This is a genomic window from Variovorax paradoxus, from assembly GCA_016806145.1.
Classification (GTDB): Bacteria; Pseudomonadota; Gammaproteobacteria; order Burkholderiales; family Burkholderiaceae_C; genus Variovorax.
Genome location: CP063166.1, coordinates 2,616,628 through 2,638,240, shown reverse-complemented (window position 1 = coordinate 2,638,240; position 21,613 = coordinate 2,616,628). Strand labels below are relative to the sequence as shown.

The following is a 21,613-nucleotide window of genomic DNA, read 5'->3' as shown; positions in this document are numbered from 1 at the left end:
CAAATAAAAAACCCCTGCCGCCCGCCAAGCGGACGACAGGGGAAAACAGGCCTCAGCCTTTCAGCCCAGCACCTCGGTCACGATCCCCGCGCCGACGGTCTTGCCGCCTTCGCGCATCGCGAACCGCATGCCGTTCTCGATCGCCACAGGCTTGTTCAGCTCGAAGCTGATCTGCGCCTGCGCGCCCGGCTCGACCAGGCCGGTTTCGGTGTCGACGCGGATGACACCCGTCACGTCGGTCGTGCCGAAGAAGAACTGCGGCTGGTAGCCCGAACCGAACGGCGTATGACGGCCGCCCTCGTCCTTGCTCAGCACGAAGACCTGTGCACGCCCCGAGCGGTACGGCTTCAGCGCACCGGGCTTCACGACCACCTGGCCTCGCACGACATCGTCGCGCTTGACCCCGCGCAGCAACAGGCCGACGTTCATGCCGGCACGCCCCTCGGCGACGTCCTTGTGAAAGGACTGCACGCCGGTGACGACCACCTTCTCGTCGCCCACCGAGCTGAGCCCGACGATCTCCAGGTTGTCGCCCACGCGGATCACGCCGCGCTCGACACGGCCGCTGATCACGGTGCCGCGGCCCGTGATGGTGTGCACGCCTTCGACGGGCATCATGAACGGCGCGGCGTAGTCGCGCACCGGATCCGGAATGCGCGAGTCCAGCGCGTTCACGAGCTCGACGATGCATTGCACGTCGGCACCCGCGAGGTCGCCGCGTTCAGCGGCAGCCAGCGCGTTCAGCGCGCTGCCGAAGACGAAGCGGGCATCGTCGTAGCCGTGCGCTGCCAGCAGCGCGCCAATCTCCATCTCGATCAGTTGCTCGATCTCCGCGCGGTCGCTCGCGGCCACCAGGTCCATCTTGTTCACGAACACCACCATGTGGCCGACGTTCACCTGGCGCGCCAGCAGCACATGCTCGATGGTCTGCCGCGCGGCGCCTTCGGTGCCGTCGACCAGCAGGATCGCGCCGTCCATCTGCGAGGCGCCGGTGATCATGTTCTTGATGTAGTCGGCGTGGCCGGGGCAGTCGATGTGTGCGTAGTGGCGGCTGTCCGACTCGTACTCGACGTGCGAGGTATTGATCGTGATGCCGCGCTCGCGCTCTTCCTTCGCATTGTCGATCTGCCCGTAGGACAGCGCACGGCCACCGATGCGAGCGGCCTGCACGAAGGTGAGCGCAGCCGTCAGCGTCGTCTTGCCATGGTCGACGTGACCGATGGTTCCGACATTCACATGAACCTTGTTGTTCATCATTTCTTTCTCCAGTTTCAGAGTTGAAAGCCGATGCGATCCGCTGGCCAGGCGAAGCGCTCGGCGGGTTGTCGGTGCGCGCGCACCAAACTCGCGATGCCCGCCATGCGGGCGAAAAAAAACCTGCCGGGGTGGGCCACCCGACAGGCTTTCATTTCGGCCTGAAGGATGGACCTCCAGGCACACGAGGACCTGGAAGCTCTACACGAACCACTCCACGGATTCGACGCACGACGCCGCGCCGGCAGCGAATGCGGCGGAAGGAAGACGTTCTCGTTCGAGGCTCATGTCCGGATCTCCAAAAGGGGCAGGCAAAAAACAAAAAACCCGGTGGCTCGAGGCCTACCGGGTCTTGTGGAACACGGAGGCCGAGCCTCCAGGTGGGAAAGGCTCTAGGAAAGCAGTTCTGCGAATTCAGCGCGCAGCGAGACGGCCGCGGCTTCGCGGGTCTTCGGTGCGTGTTGGGTGGTCGGGAACTGCTTCATGGTTTTCATGCGGTCGATCATCGAGCCGCATTGCAACGGGTCAATTTTTGGGATACGGAGGCTAACACCGGCATCGCGACGCAGCAACGGAAGCGTTGTGTAGACGCCGCAACGCCGGCCATCGCTCGCTGTGGCAAGGCGCCGCATTTGCGGGACTGGGCTCACCGCGAAACTGGTATACCTGCACCGCCTTCTCGTTGAACCAGCCACGTCATGATTCGTCGCCGCCATCACCCACGCAAGGACCTGCGCACTCTGGGTCCGCTGTCGCCGGATGAATATCGAGACTTCCGGAATCGGCGGCGGCACATTCTTGTTGCGTTCGGATTGATTCTTCTCTTTAGCATCGTTGCCGCGATTGTGTTGAATGTGTTCAAGCTGAAACCGCCACCAGAACTCCTTGCGATTCCATCCTTCACGCTTGTGCTGTACGCGCTTGTCAGGATGTTCAGGTACAAGTGCCCCCGCTGCGGCGCGACTCCAATGGCAACGCGTGCGTCACTCATAACGTATCAGGTAGAAGCCTCCCAATACGTCGCCCTCAACCCAAATAAATGCCTCAAGTGCGGCGTGAGCTTTCGCTTGGAGACAGAAGAAGGTGTGGCCACGAAGCAGGCCAAGGCGGACGAGCAATGATGGTCACGGTCAACGAAACCCTCGAACGACTGTCGGCCTTCGGTGGCGAGTTGGTCAAGGTCATCGGACTCCTGGCCTGGAGATTCGAGAATCGATCCCTCGAATCCACCGCCGTAGCCGAACGAGGCGAACGTTCCACGCTATGGCTGGAAGTGGACGACGAAACGCCCGCAATGGACGAAGGGATGCTGATTCGTTGGTCAGGAAAGAGGGTCGTTGTCTCTGGCATCTTGCGGGCACCGGACCCGAAGTTCGGTGGATGTGGACACTTTTCGATGTGGCCAGCCGAGCTGCTGGTACGGTCGATCAGGCGGGACTAGCCTGACCAGAAACTCGGCACACAAGACATTTACTCCGTGCCCCGAAACCATGAAACGCGGCCTCGCCCTCCCAGAACTCAACCCCACGCTCGGCCCTTTCGGTCGACGCGTCAAGTTCTACGGTGCGCTGGCGATCGTTGCCATCTTCATATGGTTGGTGGCACGCCCACGCCCTTACTGGGTGGCGATCTCCACGGCCTATGCCACGCTCCTTTGCATCACCGTCGCACCACTTTTCGCGAACGACTATTTCCGTTTGAAAGGCGACGGAGGTTTTACGGACAAGGCCAGGATCAACATGACCGAGCCGTTGTCCTGCCTGACGGCTGCGCTGGTCTGGCGCGCCGTTTTGGATACGAGCACGGACGACATTTCCAAAGCGATCTTCCTCGGCTTGCTCGTGGGCTTGCCGTACGCATTGTTCCTGTGGGTCATCGTCCGGCGGGCGTCGTTCTTGATCGCGGCAGGAATCGGCATGGCCCTGGGACCAGCCATCTTGCTTCACTTGAACGCGCTGACCCTCCCAGCGCATGGCTACGTCGAGCGAGGAGTCGTCTCCAGCACATACACGTCAACGAAGCCATGGCGCCACGTCGTGGTTGCATCGATCGAAGGAAGCAAGGTGGAACTGGTAGTCCCCGCGGACTCCCTTTCGAGCTATAAGGTCGGCCGGCGGATATGCACCGAGGTGCGCGCCGGCATGTTCGGCATTCGCCAGCGCTCCATTCAAGCTTGCTGATCAGTCTTTGCACCGATGCGGTTCCGTCGCGCTGATGTAAAGTCCCCTTCGCCGAGCCCACAAACTCGCCGCGCTGCAAGTCGCACGCACCATCATCCAGCCCCAAAGGCCCGATGAACCCCAGCTCATGTTGACCCGACGAGAGCCACCACGTACCCATCCTCGACGGATGGCTCTTGTTGTCAGGTCACCGCATCCCCGCAAGAGGAATGCGCGCAAAGGAGTTGCCCGTGCCCCCTCATCATCGAAACGCCCCGCCCCTCTGGCTGCTGATTGCCCTGTCGGCGTTCGGCGTTCTGCCGCTGAACATGTTCGTTCCTTCGCTGCCGAGCATCGCAAGGGAGTTCGACGCCGAGTTCGCGACGGTCAACATCGCCGTGGCCGGGTACGCCGTCGTCACCGCATTGACGCACCTGATCGCCGGCGCGCTGTCCGACAGGTTCGGGCGCAAGCCCGTTCTGCTGGTCGCGCTGCTCGTCTTCGTGATCGGCTCGATCGGATGCCTCTTCGCGCGCAGCATCGAAGTGTTCCTGGCCTGCAGGCTGCTCCAGGGCACCGCCATTGCCGGATACGCCATGTCGCTGGCCGCGATCCGGGACACGGCGGGCGAAGGCATGGTCAGCCAGATCGGCTATGTCTCGTCCGCCTGGGCGATAGCCCCGATGCTCGGCCCCACCGTAGGTGGCATTTTCGACAGCTGGCTGGGCTGGCGCGCGAACTTCGCCGCCTTCGCGCTCATGGGAACCGCGGCGCTATGCCTGGCCCTGCGCTACCTGCCGGAGACCCACCACCATCGCTCCACGACGATGTCGAAACAGCTCGACGGGTACGGCCAACTGCTTCGCTCCGCGCAGCTCTGGGCCTATGGGCTCTGCATGGCCTCTTCCATCGGCACCCTCTACGTCTTCATCGGCGGCGCGCCTGCCGTCGCCATGCAGACCTATGGAACCTCCGCGGCGATGGTGGGCGCCTACATGGGACTGGTGCCCGCGGGCTTCATCATCGGAAGCTACACGGTCGCGCGCTGCGGACGGCGGTGGCAGCCGATCCAGTTCATCATTGCCGGGCGACTGCTGACCTGCGCAGGCATGCTGGTGGGCGTGGCGTTGGCAGTGCTGGGGTTTGCTCATCCGCTCGCGTTCTTCGGCCCCTGCGTGTGCGTGGGACTCGGCAACGGATTGACAATGCCCACGGCCAACAGCCGCGTGCTGTCGATCCACGCGGGCTTCGCCGGCACCGCGCTGGGCCTGGCTTCGGCCATGACGGCCATCGGCGCTGGCGCCACTGCCTTTGCGGCCGGGCTGTTCGTCGACGAGTCCCATCCACGCAACGCCCTGCTCGCGGCGATGTCGACGACGTCGCTACTCTCCTTGGGCATCGCCGTGTTCATCGCTCGTTCGGAGCGGCAGCAGCAGCAGCGCATTCGATCGCAACCAGACTGAGGTTTTCAGATGAACGTCAATCCGACAATCGATCCCACGCTCCGTGTCGCATTGGTCACGGGGTCCACTTCCGGCATCGGTGCCGCCATAGCGCGAAGGTTGAGCCAGGCGGGCTACGCCGTGGTCCTTCACTCTCGAAGTTCCGCGGAGACAGGTCGCGCAATGGCAGCCGAGATGAAGCAGGCCATCTACGTTCAAGCCGACCTTGCCCTGGAAGCAGACAGGGTGCGGCTCGTCAGCGAAGCGATCGCCGCGTGGGGCCAGTTGGACGTGCTGGTCAACAACGCAGGCATCAGCAAAGTTATTCCGCATGCGGACCTTGCCGCCGCCACTTCCGCGGTGTGGCATGAACTCCACGAAGTCAATGTCGTGGCGCCCTTCCATATCATCACGTTGGCCGAATCGGCCCTGCGCGGCGCCGCCTTGCGCCGTCGAGCGGGCTGCGTCGTCAACATCAGCTCACATGCGGGCGTTCGCCCGAAGGGTGCATCCATTCCCTATGCAGTCACCAAGGCCGCGCTCAATCACATGACCCGCCTGCTCGCACTGTCCTTGGGGCCGGACATTCGCGTCAACGCCGTCGCACCAGGTCTGGTCGACACGCCGCTCACCGCCGACTGGACTGCCGCACAGGAGCTGTGGCGCGAGCGTGCGCCCATGCACCGGGCCGCAAGCCCGGACGACATTGCGCACGCTGTTGCGATGCTGGTTGCCTCGGACTACCTCACTGGCGAAGTGCTGCTGTCGGACGGCGGATTGAATCTGACCTAGGTGGGGTCGCGGACACCTGCGATGGCCACCGGCACTTTGCGTGAGAAGACTAGGCAGCCTCCGCTGGGGGCTTTGCGATGAAGGCCTGCTTTCCATGCCGATCGAAACCGGCCGATTCGTAGAACTTCAACGTCGCCTCATCCTTGCGACCGGTCATCAGCATCACCTTGTAGCAGCCCAAGGACCAGGCCGTGTCGAGCGCTTCGGCCAACAAGGCTTTCGCATAGCCCCTGCCGCGGTACGCCGCATGCGTCACCACGTTCTCTATCACGCCGTAGGGCCTGCAACCGCGCGTGAGGTTGGGGATCACGGTCAGGTTGCAGCTGGAGACCAGCTCGGTGCCCTCGAATCCACCGAAATAGTGGAACTGACGACTTGCCAGGATCTCCTGCCAGATCGCATCGACGACAAGCGGGGCGGGAAGCGGGTCGTCCGTCGCGTGAAGGTGCTTGTAGAGATCGAGCAACGCTGGCAGGTCGGCTTCGAGGAGCTTGCGGGTTTTCATGTTCTCCGTGGGCAGTGGGCCGAGTACCTTACAGCGCGCGGGCCATGTTCGCGATTCTCGCCAGTACACCCGCACCATGCCAGCACCACGCCGCCGTGGAGATCGCTGCGATCGCGACATGGACCGCCCGCTCCGTGCTCCCCAACGCAGGCGCCGGGAGAATGCACTCTGGGAGAGGCTCTTGCGCGACGTCCTGCAGCGGCTCCGAACAAGTGCCCAGGTCGGCCGCCGATAGACTCGTAGCGCGCAAGGCAATCGGCGGGGCTGTTGTTTGCGTTGCTCACGAGGATCATCTTCGCAGCACCGACTTCCGTTGGCCCTTTCAGGCAAAGACGATAGCGTTCCCTGGCGAACCCGAGACAGGTTGCGGAGTCACTGAGCCGGCGATGAAGGTCGTCCGATCTGGGCCCTCAGTCCACCCGCACGGATTGCTCCACCCGCTGAAACAATGGCCGCTGCGTCGCCGCTTCAGCCTCTTGGAACACCATGGTGAAGAGCAGGGTCTGCGTCGGCGTTGCGACGATGTATTGGCGCTGAACTACGTTTCCGTACTTCGATGTCCGCACCGACTCGCTCGCGAGGGCACGCTGGCCACCAAACATGACGACCCGCATTGGAGTCACCGAGATTAGCGTATTGCCCAAGTGACGTACGTACTCCTTCAGATGGTCTTCCATGCGAGGGGCGAGGGCCTTCAGTGACTCGTCCGTAGCACCAGCGATATAGTCCCGGGTAATGGTCGGGGGCTGCTGGCTGGTCACTTTGATCTGTGGCGAGGTCCGGTCCTCGAATTGCCCGACTGCCAGCAGCACCGCCTTGGTTTTCACCTGCTCGCCAATCTTTCCCGCAATCCCCGGCTTTCCTACATCGACCGATCGAATGCGCTCTTCCATTTCAACCAGAGCACGTTGCGAATGCCATTCGCGCGGCACCGAAATGTGAACGCCACGCCCGATGTCCCTGGGCAGAAGCTCGGACTCCGCGAACGCCACCATGCTACTTGCGCACGCAAGGGCGAAGAAAGAAATTGCCGCAATTCTCGAGATCTTGACCATCGCTGCCCCTCCGATGGCAGCGACTGTAACCTCACAGCCCGTCCGGCCCAGGGCGCACGATACGCCAGCGAAATTCATCGCAACGCCTTGACGTCAGTGCACCTTCACCTGTCGGCGGCTTGGGCGATACCAGCGCCGCTGAGTCGCGGGGAATTTTGTAAACGGCCGGCCATCCCCTCTTGACCGAAGGAAGACGCACACGGCTAGACTTCCGCTATCGGCCATAGCCGGACTCTGAGGAACACGTGAATGCGTCCGCTACATGAATTGCTGGAAGTCCAAGAGCCAGCAATGGCGTTCGTTGAGCGATGGGCTCGGGAGGCCGAACTCCCAGTAGAAATATTGCCGCCTTCCACAAGCAATGGCGAAATCCTTGTTGAACTTCAAGTGACCACTCGATCTGTGCTTGGCGCCATTGCGTATGGCACTGGCGGCATTTTGATAGACCGGGGGTGGCTAAGGATGCTCGGCTCAGGTCACCAGAGGTTGACTCGCAACATAGCGGCTTGGAACGTAGGACGGTCGAACGGGTTCTGCCTTGTAGCAGACGATGCGGTCGGCGGATTCTTCGCGATCAACGGCGGTGCTTTCGGTGACGACCAAGGGGTCATGTACTACCTTGCACCGGATACGCTCGAGTGGGAAAACCTTGGAGTTGGTCATGCCGCATTCACGCAATGGGCATTTTCCAAACGTCTTCACGCCTTTTATGATCAGTTGCGCTGGACCGGATGGGAGCATGAAGTGAGTAACCTAACTGGGGACCAGTGCTTCAATTTCTACCCTTTCCTCCATACCGAGCAGGGTTCGACGCAGAGTAGCTCTCGACGTCCAGTCCCGATCTCCGAGCAATACGCATTCAACACCACCTAGTTTTTCGCCAAACTTAATTGCGCCGGCGACGAGCGGCAGGTCTAACGCAGATTGAAGGACTGAGCAGACCCATTTTTGTAAGCGTCCAGCGAAGACATCTTGACGCCCTGCAGAGATCGTTGCCAAGAAGCTCCCTGCAGGAGCCGGTCTTGTCAGCCTTCGTCTTGATTGGAGACCAGCATCCGAGCAATCCGCGCCGCCTGATCTGCGGCTTCCTGGCGCCAATCGTGCTGATCGGGACTACCGATTCGTCGCTGTTCTATCCGCTTAGCTAGTTCAGCGAAGGCGCTCGCCCAGAATCGTCGCTCCGACGGCGAGATGAAAATTTCTTCCAGGTCGATGTCGATGCCTGGGAAGAATGTGTCGGCCTGGAATTTGTCGAAACGATCGACGAATGCCCGTGATTCGTCCGTTGTGGCTTGGTCGTTGGCAGTGGAGAGAGCGAACTCAACGAGCGTTGTCAGCCGCCGATTCGATACGAGAACCGTGTGTTGTCCAAAGAAAAACGAGCCGCTCATGGAAGGTGAATGGTAAGCGGTCGGGCATTCCGCGTGACGGGCCAGTATTATTTCTGCTCCTTCCTTCAACGAACAGAGATGGCCTTCGCTGAGACCCATCTGCGTATCGAACAAGTACTTGGGCGCCCGATGCCGCCCGAACACTCAGTTCGCGGGCTTAATCTTCTTCCTCTTGAGGTAGAGCGGGACGCTGAGAAACTCTATTTGAGGTGTGGGTCACTCCTTGCTTTTGCCTACTTGTTTCATGTCACGGACGCCAGTTTTGGCGACGTGAAGTCGTATGTCAGCGAGCGTGGATGGGCAACCGACGGTGTTGACGATGAGTAGTCAAGTCGACGGTGTCCAGTGGTGAGGCGGCAGTTCCTGGATGCGCCTACGCGGCTGCGTCGGAAGGCGCAAGAGGACGTATCTCAGATTTGCCGGATTTGGCGCCGCTCATCTGCGTCCAAGTCCCTCACCTCGCGCTCGATCTCGTAGAGCCGGGCGAGTACCGGATTCCAGCCTCTGCGATCTGACTCTTATTGGCCGTGTGCAGCTCGCCGAACTTGCGCTGCGCATGGGTCAGGCAGCCAGCTTCGACGACGCCCTTGGCCAGCAGGGCCTTGTAGCTTAACCACACCATCCATCGTGTCCACATCATTCATCGTGGGCACGATGCCTGCAGCCTCTCAGCGAATCAAGATGCCTTCACCACGCGCCTACGAGATTTCTGGTCGACGGCCGCGTTCGACGAAGATGAGCCTCCACTTTTGGCCTGTTGCAGCCCTCTCTATTGACACATAGCGGCCGATCAATCCCCGCAACCATATCGCGCTCATCGCCTCCGCTTGGACGGTAGCCCACCTAGCATCGAAACTGATTTCGAGCGCGCTGCATCATTTCGGGAATCATCCTCTCCGCGACCGACTTCTCGATGGAGTTCGCTTCCTCGCGAACGATTTCGAGCGCCCCGTCGTCCTGCTGGCGCCATGCCACGAAGCCGCAGTAGAGGCTCAGATTGGGAAACTGGCCGGTGAAATCGACAGCTGCATAAACCCCGGGCTGGGTGTTCGGAGGATCCTTGTACCAAGTGATCTTCTGAATCTTCCTCCCCTGCACGCTTCCTGCCGCGCGATAGAAGTTTTCGAGCTGGGCCTTCCATCCATCGAATGGCACTGTCTGCTTTTGAGTTGCGGAGAAGGTTGAATATGCGTCCGCGAAGCGCCCTGCATCTTTCGCAGCGAAGTAGGCGTACGTTCGCTCAACCAACCTACGGGCTTGTGCTTCCGTAGGGCGAGTCTTGGCGTCTTGAAACGACGGGGAAACCTGCTGTGGCGGCAGGTCGAAAGGCGGCTGCTGCGCGAACGCAGCAGTCGAAGCGATTGCAGAAATCAAGACGCAAAAAGCTGATCGCATTTTTTAATGCCTAGAGTTTCGGAGAGGATCTGGCCTGACGAGGACCACGGCGGGTTTCTGCTTGCGGGCCGATTGTCATCTGCACATCGATCGGTGCGCTCGCTTACACAAAGGGGCCGTTGCGAGGCGACGACGACCGCCAGGTCGTGCCTGACAGCCAAAGTCTAGCCTTCAGCTTCATCGCACATGCATGTTCCAAGACTTCCAAATCGAGATCGCCGGACTGATGAAGTACACGGTTCCTGGCGGCGGCCGCCGAGAACACAGCCTCTATTGACCCTCAGGCCACCCTCATGACTTTGCACATGGTTTGCATTCGGCCACCTTTTCCGCGTTGTAGATCTCTACGGTAGATGCCCCCTCTCCCCCAACGACCCACTGTGTGGGCAAGGAAGTGACCTTGCCTCCGAAAAGCGTATCCCTTGCTGAGTGTTTCAATCCGAGCGAGGAGAACGGAAATGACAAAGGCGAAAAGAGCGCGCTATCGTGCAGGATCGCCCCCGATGGCAATAACCTTCAGCAACTCGATGAAGCGAGGGCTGTCGTAGTTCAGAGATGCCACGAACTGTCGGACTTCAACCCAGGTCAGCACCTGCACCACTTTGCCGCCATCCACCCCTTCTAGATAAATCACTGGCGGATGGTGGGTAGCCCGCCCACTCTGCTGGAGCTGAACCCGCAAGAACAGTTCGTATCAACGCCCGTCATCTGCGTCGAAGCACAAGCTGTAGGAACCTCCATCCCGACAGACATCGACCTCCCAGATTTTTTGCACTTTCACGGCGATTTTCGCTCTTGACCGCTTTTTCTGACCGCTACGGGACAGGCGCGTAAAAGACAACCTTCAGATCCACGTCGTCGACGATCGCAAGAAGTCCACATTGTGAACATATCGCAACGATAGGCGACTGAGCGACGATGCGGTCCAAGAGAGCATCAACACTCGTCGATTCGCTTGCAACATCCGTGAGCTCTTCAGCGACCAGCAAACGCAGACCGCTTCCTTCATAAAGGTTCTTGCGGATCAATGCGCCGCATCGACACTTGAATTTGCTTGCCATGGACTGTGAGGGGATTTTGAATTTCCTGCGCAAGTATCTCAGTTAGCGTTCGCCTGACGTTGGTTTACCCCTTCCAACTCCCTTCGTCTGTCGCCAACCACACACCGTCCGACCGCCAACGGCAAGCGCACTTTAGTGACTTTGCACAGAGTTTGCATTCAGCCACCTTTTCCGCGCTGTAAATCTCTACAGTAGATGCCCTTCTCCCCCAACGACCCGCTATGTGGGCAAGGAAGGCAGCACACACGACATCCTGAGCGTATAGATGAACGAATCAACCGCTTCGCCTCGCGGCGGGCCGTCGATGCATCGGGCATCGCGGCGAACGTGAGGCACAAAAGGCGACGGCCAAGGTGCTGACACACCCTGGCCGTCTAACCACATGACGTGCCAATCTTTCAAAGGAGCACACCAAATGGCTAGACGGATTATGGCCCGGCGTCGCGCGCCGGTATCTCGCAACGCGGCAGCGCCCACACACACGGGGCCCGGGCCGGAGGATCTTCTGGAGAACAAGCTGGAGCAGTTGAACTCGCTGCTTTGGTGTTGCCATGGAAGTGGAAGTCATTGGCGCGGGGATGCAGAGGGAACGCATCTCAACAACGTGATCTGGCTGGCCTATGAATTGGCCCGAGAAGCGAGGGATCTATTTCAACGCTCGGCAACTCGCTCAAGGTGAGCAGACGAGGGGCGCACCCTTTTCAGTGGCGTTCCCAGGCTGCCATGTTCCGCTGGTCACCAAGCAGTGGCCAACCACATTAGCAAGCTGCATCCGCTCATTCACCAACACCGCTCAAGAGCGACTCGATCTCCCGGGGCGAGCAACGCTCCGGCTGGAATGCCTCGCAGCCGTCGCCGGATACACTTCGTTAAACATTTCTATAGCTCACCGAGGGATCGAGGCGTGTATCCAAAGGAATACTTCTTGGAGCGGTTTCGGAATGACGAAACCGAGGACCTCTTGCGACGATACGCAACCACAGACTTGGCGGACGAAGCAAAAGAGGCGATCCTCTTGTTGCTCAAATCCCGTGGAATCGAAGACTTGACTTTGCAGCCGCTCGTGCTGCAAGCAAGGAAGGCCTCTTATCGGCAGACCAAAGGTACAAACGAGTGCGATTTCTGTGGAAGCTCTGCAAGGTTCTCTGCGCTTTTAGATGAAGGGCAGCGCTTCTGCAGCAAGGCATGTTTGCGGAATGCGCGTCTGCTTGAAATATCCGAGGACATCTCGAATGAAGAGATTCTTAGCCACGCATTCAGCATAAAGAACGGTACGTGTCCGGAATGCCAGCAAGCGGGCTCAAAGACAGAAGTGCGGCGCTACTACCGGGTCTGGTCGGCAGGCATCTTCACTCAATGGACCAACCGAACGCACATCTGCTGCCATTCGTGCGGAAGAAAAACAAACCTGGGCTCCATCGTCTTCTGCTCATTGCTTGGCTGGTGGGCTATTCCTTGGGGAGTCATCATGACTCCCGCCCAAATACTGGCCAACATCACCGAGATGTTCAAACCGTTGTCTGAACCTGCTCCGTCCGACGCACTGCTGCAAGCCGCGAGGCTTGATCTCGCTGCAAAGCTGCACAAGAAGCTTGCGATGAGAGCTGGTGCCTAAATTTTCACCCCATCCACCACCCTCTCCCTCACCCACCGATGCCCCGCATCCCGATGCTTCCTCTCATGCCAAAGCATCGCCATCTCATACCCCGGCACCTCCAGCGGCGCCTCCACCACGCGTAGCCCCGCGGCCCCGCGCGCCAGCCGCTCGGGCAGCATCGCGACCATGTCGGTGGTCTGCAGCACCGAGATCATGAAAAGGAAGTGCGGGACCGACAGCGCCACGCGCCGCGTGAGGCCCTTCTCGGCCAGCGCGTCATCGGTGGGCCCGCTGAAGCCGCCGCCGCTCAGCGATACGACGACGTGCTCGAGCGCGCAGAACTGCGCGAGCGTGGGCCGACGCTTCAGCCGCGGATGGCCGGCGCGACCGGCGAGCACATAACGCTCGTGGAACAGCACACGCCGATGCAGTCCCGCCGGCGCGCCCACGCTGGTATGAAAGAAAAGATCGACTTCGCCCTGCTCCAGCTGCCGCGCCATGCGCAGCGGCACGGCCTCGACCACGGCCAGACGGGTGTGGGGCGCGGCGGCGCGGATGGCGGCGAGCGCGGGCAGCAGGATGGCCGACTCGGCATAGTCGGCGGCGGCCATGCGCCAGGTGGTGGTGGCCTCGGCGGGGTCGAAGGGCTTGCTGGGCGCGACGGCGCGGCCCAGCGATTCGAGGGCCTCGCGCAGCGGCTCGCGCAACTCGCCGGCGCGCGCGGTGGGCCGCATGCCGCGCTGGGCGGGCACGAGCAACGGGTCCTTGAACACCTCGCGCAGCTTGGCGAGCTGCACGCTCACCGAAGGCTGCGAGAGGTTCAGTCGCTTGGCCGCGCGGGTGACGTTGCGCTCGGCCAGTAGGGTGTCGAGCGTAAGCAGCAGGTTGAGGTCGAGACGGCTCCAATTGTTCATGGCAATTCCTGGAATTCGAACTATTCATTTCCAATATATCGCCACGCTGCCTAACCTGCGGTCATCGCTCCTCTTCTTTTCTTCCGACCTCAGGTGAATCCATGAACGTACTCCTCGTGCTCGCGCATCCCGAACCCGCCTCGCTCAACGGCTCGCTGCATCGCTTCATGCGCGATCGGCTCGAGGCGCAGGGCCATTCGGTGCGCACCTCCGATCTCTATGCGATGCGCTGGAAGCCCACGCTCGAAGCGGCTGACTTTCCGGCGCGCGACGCGGCTGCCCCCTTCGACCCCGCGCTCGATTCGCTGCGCGCCTTCGAAACCGGCACGCAGGCGGCCGACATCGAGGCCGAGCAGCAGAAGCTGCTGTGGGCCGACGCGGTGATCCTGCAGTTTCCGCTCTGGTGGTATTCGATGCCGGCGATCCTCAAGGGCTGGATCGAGCGCATCTATGCCTATGGCTTCGCCTACGGGGTGGGCGAGCATTCCGACAGCCACTGGGGCGACCGCTTCGGCGAAGGCTCGATGGCGGGCAAGCGCGCGATGGTGGTCACCACCACGGGTGGCTGGGCCTCGCATTACGCGCCGCGCGGCATCAACGGGCCGATGGAAGACCTGCTGTTCCCGATCCATCACGGGATCCTCTACTACCCGGGCTTCGAGGTGCTACCGCCCTACGTGGTGCACCGCACGGGCAAGGTCGATGCGGCGGCCTATGCGCACATCGAGCAGGAACTGGGGGCGAGGATGGACACGCTGTTCAGCACGGCGCCGATCCCGTTTCGCCGCCAGAACCATGGCGACTACGAGATTCCCGCCCTCACCCTGCGGCCCGACATCGCGCCGGGCCGCTCGGGCTTCGGGGTGCACCAGGCACCGGCCGAAGCCCAGGCTGCCGCCGAGGCTTAGGGCAGCACCGGCGTGGCGGCCGCGGCGGCGATCGCCGCGTCGGCATCCACGCGCAGCATGAAGCGCCGGGCGACGAGGTCGTTGGCGGCGGCAGTCACGGCCGACACGTAGCCCGCCTGGTTGGTGTAGCGCTCCTGCAGCGACAGGCGCGGATCGCCGCTGCCGGTGCGCGCGGCGGTGGTCCTGGCGAACGGGAAGTACGCGCCGAACAGGCCGGCCTGGTCGATGGTGGTGGGCTTGCTGGTGTAGTTCCAGCCGGTGTTGGTGCCCAGCGGCACGGCCACGTCGAGACTGCGAATGCCGGCGATGTCGTTGCCGTCGGCATCGACCTGCGGCACGAGGATGGCGTAGTCGCGGCCCAGGTAGGCCGGCGGCACCTGGGTGGGAATGCCGCTCTCGTCCTGCGGACGGTAGCTCGGGCCCCAGTCGAGCAGCGAGAAGGTGTTGACCAGCCCGGTATAGGCCACGCCCGGAATGGCCGGGAACTTCACCTGCTGCGGCCGCACCAGGGTGCTGTCGGCGAGCTTTGGCACCTGGCTGTCGGGCGGGTTGGTGCCCTTCACGACCCAGTCCTCGAGGTTCTGGTAGAGCGCGCGCACCACGGGGATCACGCCGGCATTGCCGTTGGTGGCGTAGAGCGCGCCGGCCGCGCTGCCGGGCATCGAGGGCAGGCCCAGCAGGTGATGGCTGCTGGCGTAGTAGTACACGCGCGCATTGGCGGGCTGCGCGAGGTCGGTGGTGCCCCAGGCGTCGGTCAGGAGCGGCGAGCCCTGCAGCACGTAGAACTCGGTGCCGCTGAAGCCGATGAAGAGCTTGGGGCAGGTGCCGGTCGCTTCGCAGCGCGACAGGATGCCGCCGCGGCGCTGGGCCACGTCGTCGACGTAGTCCTTCGACAGGCCGCGCGTGCCGGCCTGGCCAAAGGCGGTGTGGTCGCTGCGCACGCCACCGCCGCCGCCCGGAATGGCGAAGCGGGTGTTGATGTTGGTCTGGCGCGCGGCGATCTGCGCGAACACGCCGTCGAACACCTTGCGGCCCGCGCGGTCCTCGTTGAAGCCGAGGTGCACGAAGGTCTTCATGAAGTTTCCGCACTGCGACACGCCCGATGCAATGGTGTTGCGAATGGCGCTGGCCACGGGGTTGACGGTGCCGGCGGCATCGCTGGCCTCGTGGTGGAAGAAGGCGATCATGTCGCGCAGCGCCGCGAGGCCCAGGCCCATGACCTTGGGGTCCTTGGCGACGTAGACGAGCTCGTACATGTAGGCCGGGTCCCAGCCGGCCTTGAGACACACGCTGGTCTCGTCGGGCGTGCCCGGGAACGGGTTGCCGGCGGCGCACTTGGCGAACTTCCATTCGCTGGCCGGGATGAGCTGGCGCGCGTCTTCCTCGTTGATGCGGCGCGTGAGCACGTAGCCCGGCTTCGTGTTGTCGAGGCTGGCGGTGGCATAGGCCTGCATCGCGGCATTGAACGGGCCGCCGGGCAGCGGCAGCGAATCGCCGGTGGCCACGGTGGGCAGCAGCTCGGCGCGGTAGGGGCCGGTGATGGTGCTGCCATCGGGGTTCTTCGCCACGGGCACGGTCAGCGTGACCTTGCCGGCGGCGGCGGGCACGTCGCCCTGCCAGGCGGCGGTGAGGAACACGTAGCCGCGCGATGCGAAGTAGGGATCGAGGTTGACGATGTTGCCGCGGTTGGGCGCGTCGTAGCGCAGCACGCCGCTGGCCTTGCTCATGTCCTTGGGCTTGAAGAGCACGAACTCGGACTTGTATTCGACCTTGCCATTGGCATTGGTCGGCGCGAGCGCAAGGTCCTGGATGATGGCGTTGTGCGTATCCTTGGGATCGACCTCGCCGGTGAAGGTGCCGGTGATCTTCTCGTAGGCGCCGGCGCTGCCGAAGCTGCCGGGCACGTCCTCGGTCTTGGCGATCGAGAGCGTGTACTTGGGCGCGCTGGCCGCGGGCGGTGGGTTGGTGGCGGGCGGGTTGCTGGCGGGCGGGGGCAGCAGCAGGCCGCCGCCGCCTCCACCGCTGCCGCCGCAGGCGGTCAGAAAAAGCGCGGCCGTGACCGCGCTGGCAGCCGCGAGGCTCCATCGATTCATGTCTGTCTCCTGTTTTTTGCTGGATGGATGGCCGGCGCCCGTTGAATGCGAGCGACGGCCGGTGCGGCGCCGATCTCCGCGAAGGCGTATCTGACGTGCCGGGCCTCGTAGGGTGTCGCCGTCGATCGACAGCACCCGTTCGGGCTGAGCTTGTCGAAGCCTCGCGCGGCGCTTCGACAGGCTCAGCGTGAACGGATCTATTTCATCGAAGGCGAGTTCGTATCGGCCAGCCCGGCCTCGCTACTCATTCGGCCTCGATGCCGGCCGCCTTCACGATGCGGCCCCACTTCTGCGATTCACCGGCCTGGAACTTCGCCAGTTCCTCGGGCGTGGTGGTGAAGACCTCGGTGCCGCTCGGCTCGTAGAAGGCGGTCTTCGCGCTGTCGCTCTTCGCGGCCTTCACCAGCAATTCGTTGAGGCGCTTGACCACGGCCGGCGGGGTCTTCGCGGGGGCGTAGGCGGCGAACCAGTAGCCCATCTCGTAACCCTTGACGCCGGCCTCGGCGATGGTGGGCACGTCGGGCGCGAGCGGCGAGCGGCTGGCGCTCGACATGCCGAGCGCGCGCAGCTTGCCGCCCTTGACCTGCGGCAGGCCGGTGGCGGTGTCGGTGATCATCATGTCGATCTGGCCGCCGAGCAGGTCGGTCACGGCCAGGGTGTTGCTCTTGTAGGGCACGTGCAGCAGCTTGATGTCGGCCATCTGCTGCAGCAGCTCGCCGGCCATGCGGCTCGACGAACTGCCGCTGCCGAAGCTCAGCTTGCCCGGCTCCTTCTTCGCGAGCGCGATGAAGTCGGCCACGCTCTTCACGTTCGAAGACGGGTTCACCACCATGATCTGGCCGCCCTTGCCCAGGCCGGCGACCGGCGCGAAGTCCTTCACCGGGTCGTAGGGCAGCTTCTTGTAGAGATGCTCGTTGGCCGCGTGCGTGGTGTTGGTGGTGATGAGCACGGTGTAGCCGTCGGCCGGCGCCTTGGCGACGAACTGCGAGGCGATGAAGCCGCTGGCGCCGGCGCGGTTGTCGATGACGACGGCCTGCTTGGTCTCCGCCGTGATGACGTTGCCGAGGGCACGCGCGATCTGGTCGGTGGCGGTGCCGGCCGCGAAGGGCACGACGAAGGTGATCGGCTTCTCGGGGAAGGACTGCGCCTGGCCCAGCAGAGGGGCCAGGGCCAGCGCGGCGCCGAGCAGGGTGGGGGAACGTCGGTTCATGGTCTTGTTGTCTCCGGGATCGATGGTTGGAAATTCGGTGAAGGGTTGCTTCGGCGCTCAGGGGCCGGCCAGGTGGTGCGCAAGCTCGCTCGGCACGCGCACGGGCATGTCGAGCAGCAGGAACGAGAGCGCCTTGCCGTGGGTGTCGAGGTTGAGCGCGTCGTTGACGCCGCCGTCGAGCACGGCGTCGAGCACGAAGTTCATGGCGTGCAGCTTCGGCAGCAGGAAGCGCTGCACCTGCGAGGGCGCGCGGTGGCGAAACTGTTCCGCCACGCGCTCGGGCGTGAGCTGCTCGGCGAGCACGGGATAGAGCGCCGGGTGCCAGGCGATGACGCTGATGTTCGAGCGATCGCCCTTGTCGCCGGTACGGCCGTGGGCGGCGCGGTAGAGGGGGACGTCGAGGTACGGGTATTCCGAGCTCATGCGCCCTCTCCTTCGTCGAGCAGCTCGAAGCGCACCGGCACCGCCTCGCGCGGCAGCAGGCACGAGATGGTGTTGAGCCGCGGCGTGAGCGCGGTGCGCACGCCACCGCCGCCCGCGGGTCCGCAGGTGTAGAGGGCCGTGACCTCGCGTGCCAGCCGCTCGGCCTGCGCGCGCTCGGCATGGGTGGCGGCCACGCGCAGCCGCACGTCGCGCAATCCGCTGTCGGGCGTGGCCGCGAGCGCCTGGCCGGCGTCGTCGCCGAAGATGCTCAGCGCGCCGATCAGGTCCACGCGCAGCGCGAGCCCCTCGAGCCGTTCGCGCAGCACCTGCGCCGCGAGCCGTGCCCGTGCCTCGGCACGTGGCCCGGCATAGGAGATCTCGCCCTCGGCAAGCCACCCGCCCTCGTGGCAGACGTTGACCTTGTAGTGCGCGGGCCGCGCATGGCCGCGCACGCCCGAGAGCGCCACGCGGTCGGGCCCGGGCAGCGCATGCACCTCGGCCTCGGCGATGTCGGCCACCACGTCGGGCGTGAGGTAGGCGGCGGGGTCGTGCACCTCGTAGAGCAGCTGCTCCTTCACCGTGGCCTCGCTCACGAGGCCGCCGGTGCCGTCGGCCTTGCCGATGGTGCAGTGGCCGTCGGCATCGATCTCGGCAATGGGAAAGCCCACGGCCGCGAGGCCCGGAACGTCCTTGTAGCCGGGGTCGGCGAAATAGCCGCCGCAGACCTGCGCGCCGCATTCGAGCAGGTGCCCGGCCATGGTCGCGCGGCCGAGCCGGTGCCAGTCGTCGGCGCGCCAGCCGAAGTGCGACAGCACGGGGCCGACGGTCAGCGAGGGATCGGCCACGCGGCCGCACACCACCACCTGCGCGCCCGCGTCGAGCGCGGCGGCGATCGGCTCGGCGCCGATGTAGGCATTGGCGCTGACCACCCGCAGCCCGTCCATCGCGGCGCCGAGCGCCTCGCGCAGCAGCGCGCGGTGGGCCGGGCCCGAGAGGTCGTCGCCCTCCAACACCGCGATGCGCGGCACCGGCGCGCCGAGCCCGCGGGCCATGCGCGCGATGTGGCGCGCGGCGGCACGCGGGTTGGCGGCGCCGAAGTTGCTGACGATGCGGATGCCGTTGTCGAGGCAGCGCGCGAGCACGGGGCGCAGCATGGCGTCGAGCAGCGGCTCGTAGCCGGCCTCGGGGTCGGCACGCCGGCGCAGTTGGGCCAGCGCGAGCGTGCGCTCGGCCAGGGTCTCGAAGATCAGGAAGGCGCGCTGCCCGGCGGGGCCGTGGCGCAGGCGCGCGATCAGCGTGTCGACCACCGGTCCGGCGGCGTCGGTGCGGTCGCCGGAGAAACCGGCGGCGCATCCGATCAGGAGGGGCGGCGATGCGGGGGAGTCCATGGCCGGCGACTGTAGGCACCCGTACCTGATCCGTAAAATCGAAAGTTCAGATCGATTGATCTGTATTTCGAATAACAGCGAGCGAGCCCCGGAGACAAGCGATGAGCACCAGCAGCGCCGCCGCGCGCAAGACACCCGATCTCTCGACCCGCCAGCTGCGCGCCTTCCTCGCGCTGGCCGAGCTGCGCAGCTTCACGCGCGCGGCGCAGGCCAGCCATCTGTCGCAACCGGCCTTCAGCGCGCTGATCCGCACGCTCGAGGACGCGGTGGGCACGCGGCTGTTCGACCGCGACACGCGCAGCGTGCAGCTCACGCCCGAGGGCCGGCTGTTCGAGGGCTCGGCGCGCCGGCTGCTCGACGACATGGGCGGCGCCATGGCCGACCTGGCCGACCACGTGGAACGCCGCAAGGGCCGGGTGCGCGTGGCCGCCCTGCCCTCGCTGGCCGCGGGCTGGCTGCCGAGCGTGTTCGCCGAGTTCATGCAGACCTGGCCCGGCATCCGCGTCGACCTCGACGATGCGCTGTCCGACGCCTGCATCGCGCTGGTGCGCAGCGGCCAGGCCGACTTCGCGCTCGCGGCCTCGGGCGCGGGCGAGGCGGCCTACAGCGACCTGCGCGGCCAGCGGCTGTGCGCCGACCGCTTCCACCTGGTGTGCCGCACCGATCATCCGCTCGCGCGCGAGACCCGGCTCACGGCCAAGAAGCTCGCGCCCTGGCCCTTCATCCAGATGGCGCGCAACAGCAGCGTGCGGCAGGCGCTCGACGTGGCGCTGCATCCGCTGCGGCTCAACGCGGTGTTCGAGGTCGAGCACCTGGCCACGGTGATGGGACTGGTCGAGGCCGGGCTCGGCATCAGCGTGGTGCCGGCGCTCACGCTGTTCCACTTCCGGCGCGAGACGCTGGTGACGCGGCCGCTGCCGCTGCCCGCGCTCACGCGCACGGTCTACCTAGTGCAGCGCAGCGAGGGCAGCCTGTCGGTGGCGGCGCAGACGCTGCACGACCTGATCGTGGCGCGGCTGGGCAAGCTCAAGCTCGACGACTTCTGATCAGCCCTCGCCGCCGGCCGCCCTGGCCGCCGCGGCCACCATCTCGCGCAGCCAGGCATGCGCCGCGTCGTGGTCGTTGCGCCCGTGCCAGACCGCGCGCGTGACCACGGTGGCGGCGCGGTACGGCGGCTGGCGCTGCAGCAGTTCGCCGGCACGCACGAGGTAGGCGCCGAGCGAGGCCGGCACGATCGACAGCATGTCGCTCTCGCGCAGCAGCGCGGGAATGGCCAGCGAATGCGGCACGGTCACGCGCAGGCGCGGCGCCTGGCCGATCGCCGCCAGGGCCTCGGCGAGCGCGGAACGATCGAACATCTCGGACTGGCGCGCGAGGCCGCGCTCGAGGATGAAGCCGTCGACGGCGCCCTCCTCCTGCCCGCCGAGCGAGGTGGTGACCAGCGCGTACTTCGCGAGGTCGCGCACCGCGAGCTTGCGCCTGGCCGCCGGGTGGCCCTTGCGCATCAGGATCACCTCGCCCTGCGACAGCAGGGTGCGCGCATTGAGCCGCGCCGGCACCTGCGAGAAGGTGCCGATGGCGAGGTCGATGCGGCCCAGGTCGATCTGCTCGGCGAGGTCGAGCCGGGTCGAGGGCCGGATCACCAGGTCGACGCCGGGCGCGGCCTGCTGCAGCGCGCGCGTGAGGCCGGCGACGATGACCGCCGTGATGTGGTCGTTGGCCGCGATCGTGAAGCGGCGCGACGACAGCGCGGGATCGAAAGGCTCGACACCGAGCGTGGCCTCGATGCGGCGCAGCGCATCGCGCAGCGCGGGCGCCATCGCGCTCGCGCGGCCGGTGGGCTGCATGCCCTTGCCGGTGCGCACGAACAGCTCATCGCCCACCAGCTCGCGCAGCCGCGTGAGCGCATGGCTCACGGCCGACTGGCTGAGGTTGAGCCGGCGGCCGGCCAGGATCAGGTTGCGGTCCTCGAAGACCGCGTCGAAGACCTTCAGCAGGTTGAGGTCCATGCGTCCGATGCTCATGG

The 21,613-nt window shown here is 64.4% G+C and carries 24 protein-coding genes; 9 read left to right on the top strand and 15 right to left on the bottom strand.

Features of this window, described 5'->3' with window-relative positions; genetic code table 11:
- Window positions 1–60: 60 nt before the first annotated feature.
- Both tuf and INQ48_12150 read right to left on the bottom strand, forming a co-directional pair.
- The gene (gene tuf, locus INQ48_12155; protein ID QRF60708.1) at window positions 61–1,257 is read right to left on the bottom strand and encodes an elongation factor Tu; all 1,197 of its coding nucleotides are present in this window, start codon (window positions 1,255–1,257) and stop codon (window positions 61–63) included.
- Window positions 1,258–1,646: 389 nt separating this feature from the next.
- Window positions 1,647–1,826: a hypothetical protein gene (locus INQ48_12150; protein ID QRF59919.1), complete on the bottom strand. Its 180-nt coding sequence runs from the start codon at window positions 1,824–1,826 to the stop codon at window positions 1,647–1,649.
- A 126-nt stretch (window positions 1,827–1,952) separates the two neighbouring features.
- Between INQ48_12150 and INQ48_12145 the strand changes: the two genes are divergently transcribed.
- From INQ48_12145 to INQ48_12125, 5 genes are all read left to right on the top strand, one after another.
- Window positions 1,953–2,375, top strand: a complete 423-nt coding sequence (locus INQ48_12145) for a hypothetical protein (protein QRF59918.1) — start codon at window positions 1,953–1,955, stop codon at window positions 2,373–2,375.
- A complete protein-coding gene (locus INQ48_12140; protein ID QRF59917.1) occupies window positions 2,372–2,695 on the top strand; it encodes a hypothetical protein in 324 nt (107 codons plus the stop codon). The genes INQ48_12145 and INQ48_12140 overlap by 4 nt, the downstream gene beginning before the upstream one ends.
- Before the next feature lie 49 nt (window positions 2,696–2,744).
- Window positions 2,745–3,434: a hypothetical protein gene (locus INQ48_12135; protein QRF59916.1), complete on the top strand. Its 690-nt coding sequence runs from the start codon at window positions 2,745–2,747 to the stop codon at window positions 3,432–3,434.
- A gap of 230 nt (window positions 3,435–3,664) precedes the next feature.
- The gene (locus INQ48_12130; GenBank protein ID QRF59915.1) at window positions 3,665–4,876 is read left to right on the top strand and encodes a Bcr/CflA family efflux MFS transporter; all 1,212 of its coding nucleotides are present in this window, start codon (window positions 3,665–3,667) and stop codon (window positions 4,874–4,876) included.
- A gap of 9 nt (window positions 4,877–4,885) precedes the next feature.
- Window positions 4,886–5,647 carry an SDR family oxidoreductase gene (locus INQ48_12125; GenBank protein ID QRF59914.1) on the top strand — a complete coding sequence of 254 codons (762 nt, stop codon included), beginning with the start codon at window positions 4,886–4,888 and terminating at the stop codon, window positions 5,645–5,647.
- Window positions 5,648–5,696: 49 nt separating this feature from the next.
- Here INQ48_12125 and INQ48_12120 read toward each other — a convergent pair whose 3' ends face one another.
- Together INQ48_12120 and INQ48_12115 are read right to left on the bottom strand one after the other, a co-directional pair.
- A complete protein-coding gene (locus INQ48_12120) occupies window positions 5,697–6,152 on the bottom strand; it encodes a GNAT family N-acetyltransferase (GenBank protein QRF59913.1) in 456 nt (151 codons plus the stop codon).
- 410 nt (window positions 6,153–6,562) lie between these two features.
- Window positions 6,563–7,207: a hypothetical protein gene (locus INQ48_12115; protein QRF59912.1), complete on the bottom strand. Its 645-nt coding sequence runs from the start codon at window positions 7,205–7,207 to the stop codon at window positions 6,563–6,565.
- Between the two features lie 249 nt (window positions 7,208–7,456).
- Between INQ48_12115 and INQ48_12110 the strand changes: the two genes are divergently transcribed.
- Window positions 7,457–8,080, top strand: coding sequence for a DUF2625 domain-containing protein (locus INQ48_12110; GenBank protein QRF59911.1), 624 nt, complete (start codon window positions 7,457–7,459; stop codon window positions 8,078–8,080).
- Between the two features lie 152 nt (window positions 8,081–8,232).
- Here the strand turns inward: INQ48_12110 and INQ48_12105 are convergent, their stop codons facing one another.
- From INQ48_12105 to INQ48_12085, 5 genes are all read right to left on the bottom strand, one after another.
- Window positions 8,233–8,598, bottom strand: a complete 366-nt coding sequence (locus INQ48_12105) for a hypothetical protein (protein ID QRF59910.1) — start codon at window positions 8,596–8,598, stop codon at window positions 8,233–8,235.
- 454 nt (window positions 8,599–9,052) lie between these two features.
- Window positions 9,053–9,235 (bottom strand): transposase, encoded by a 183-nt coding sequence (locus INQ48_12100; GenBank protein QRF59909.1) that lies wholly within the window; start codon window positions 9,233–9,235, stop codon window positions 9,053–9,055.
- Between the two features lie 206 nt (window positions 9,236–9,441).
- The gene (locus INQ48_12095) at window positions 9,442–9,972 is read right to left on the bottom strand and encodes a DUF4019 domain-containing protein (GenBank protein QRF59908.1); all 531 of its coding nucleotides are present in this window, start codon (window positions 9,970–9,972) and stop codon (window positions 9,442–9,444) included.
- Window positions 9,973–10,474: 502 nt separating this feature from the next.
- A complete protein-coding gene (locus tag INQ48_12090) occupies window positions 10,475–10,627 on the bottom strand; it encodes a hypothetical protein (GenBank protein ID QRF59907.1) in 153 nt (50 codons plus the stop codon).
- 181 nt (window positions 10,628–10,808) lie between these two features.
- A complete protein-coding gene (locus tag INQ48_12085; GenBank protein ID QRF59906.1) occupies window positions 10,809–11,054 on the bottom strand; it encodes a hypothetical protein in 246 nt (81 codons plus the stop codon).
- Between the two features lie 904 nt (window positions 11,055–11,958).
- Between INQ48_12085 and INQ48_12080 the strand changes: the two genes are divergently transcribed.
- Complete coding sequence (locus tag INQ48_12080) at window positions 11,959–12,669, top strand: hypothetical protein (GenBank protein ID QRF59905.1); 711 nt, start codon at window positions 11,959–11,961, stop codon at window positions 12,667–12,669.
- Here INQ48_12080 and INQ48_12075 read toward each other — a convergent pair.
- Window positions 12,666–13,565 carry a LysR family transcriptional regulator gene (locus tag INQ48_12075; GenBank protein QRF59904.1) on the bottom strand — a complete coding sequence of 300 codons (900 nt, stop codon included), beginning with the start codon at window positions 13,563–13,565 and terminating at the stop codon, window positions 12,666–12,668. The two genes, INQ48_12080 and INQ48_12075, sit on opposite strands and share 4 nt — an antisense overlap.
- 101 nt (window positions 13,566–13,666) lie before the next feature.
- Between INQ48_12075 and INQ48_12070 the strand changes: the two genes are divergently transcribed.
- Entirely contained in the window at window positions 13,667–14,473 is an 807-nt protein-coding gene (locus INQ48_12070) for an NAD(P)H-dependent oxidoreductase (protein QRF59903.1), read from the top strand.
- Here the strand turns inward: INQ48_12070 and INQ48_12065 are convergent.
- The 4 genes from INQ48_12065 to INQ48_12050 all read right to left on the bottom strand — a co-directional run bounded on the left by INQ48_12065 (window position 14,470) and on the right by INQ48_12050 (window position 19,587).
- A complete protein-coding gene (locus tag INQ48_12065; GenBank protein QRF59902.1) occupies window positions 14,470–16,566 on the bottom strand; it encodes a hypothetical protein in 2,097 nt (698 codons plus the stop codon). The genes INQ48_12070 and INQ48_12065 overlap by 4 nt on opposite strands.
- A 244-nt stretch (window positions 16,567–16,810) precedes the next feature.
- Window positions 16,811–17,776: a tripartite tricarboxylate transporter substrate binding protein gene (locus INQ48_12060; GenBank protein QRF59901.1), complete on the bottom strand. Its 966-nt coding sequence runs from the start codon at window positions 17,774–17,776 to the stop codon at window positions 16,811–16,813.
- 57 nt (window positions 17,777–17,833) lie between these two features.
- Window positions 17,834–18,199, bottom strand: a complete 366-nt coding sequence (locus INQ48_12055; GenBank protein ID QRF59900.1) for a hypothetical protein — start codon at window positions 18,197–18,199, stop codon at window positions 17,834–17,836.
- Complete coding sequence (locus INQ48_12050) at window positions 18,196–19,587, bottom strand: DUF1446 domain-containing protein (GenBank protein ID QRF59899.1); 1,392 nt, start codon at window positions 19,585–19,587, stop codon at window positions 18,196–18,198. The genes INQ48_12055 and INQ48_12050 overlap by 4 nt, the downstream gene beginning before the upstream one ends.
- A 101-nt stretch (window positions 19,588–19,688) precedes the next feature.
- Here INQ48_12050 and INQ48_12045 point away from each other — a divergent pair, with 101 nt between their 5' ends.
- The gene (locus INQ48_12045) at window positions 19,689–20,633 is read left to right on the top strand and encodes a LysR family transcriptional regulator (protein QRF59898.1); all 945 of its coding nucleotides are present in this window, start codon (window positions 19,689–19,691) and stop codon (window positions 20,631–20,633) included.
- Here the strand turns inward: INQ48_12045 and INQ48_12040 are convergent, their stop codons facing one another.
- Complete coding sequence (locus INQ48_12040; protein ID QRF59897.1) at window positions 20,634–21,611, bottom strand: LysR family transcriptional regulator; 978 nt, start codon at window positions 21,609–21,611, stop codon at window positions 20,634–20,636. It abuts the gene before it with no gap.
- Window positions 21,612–21,613 lie beyond the last annotated feature (2 nt).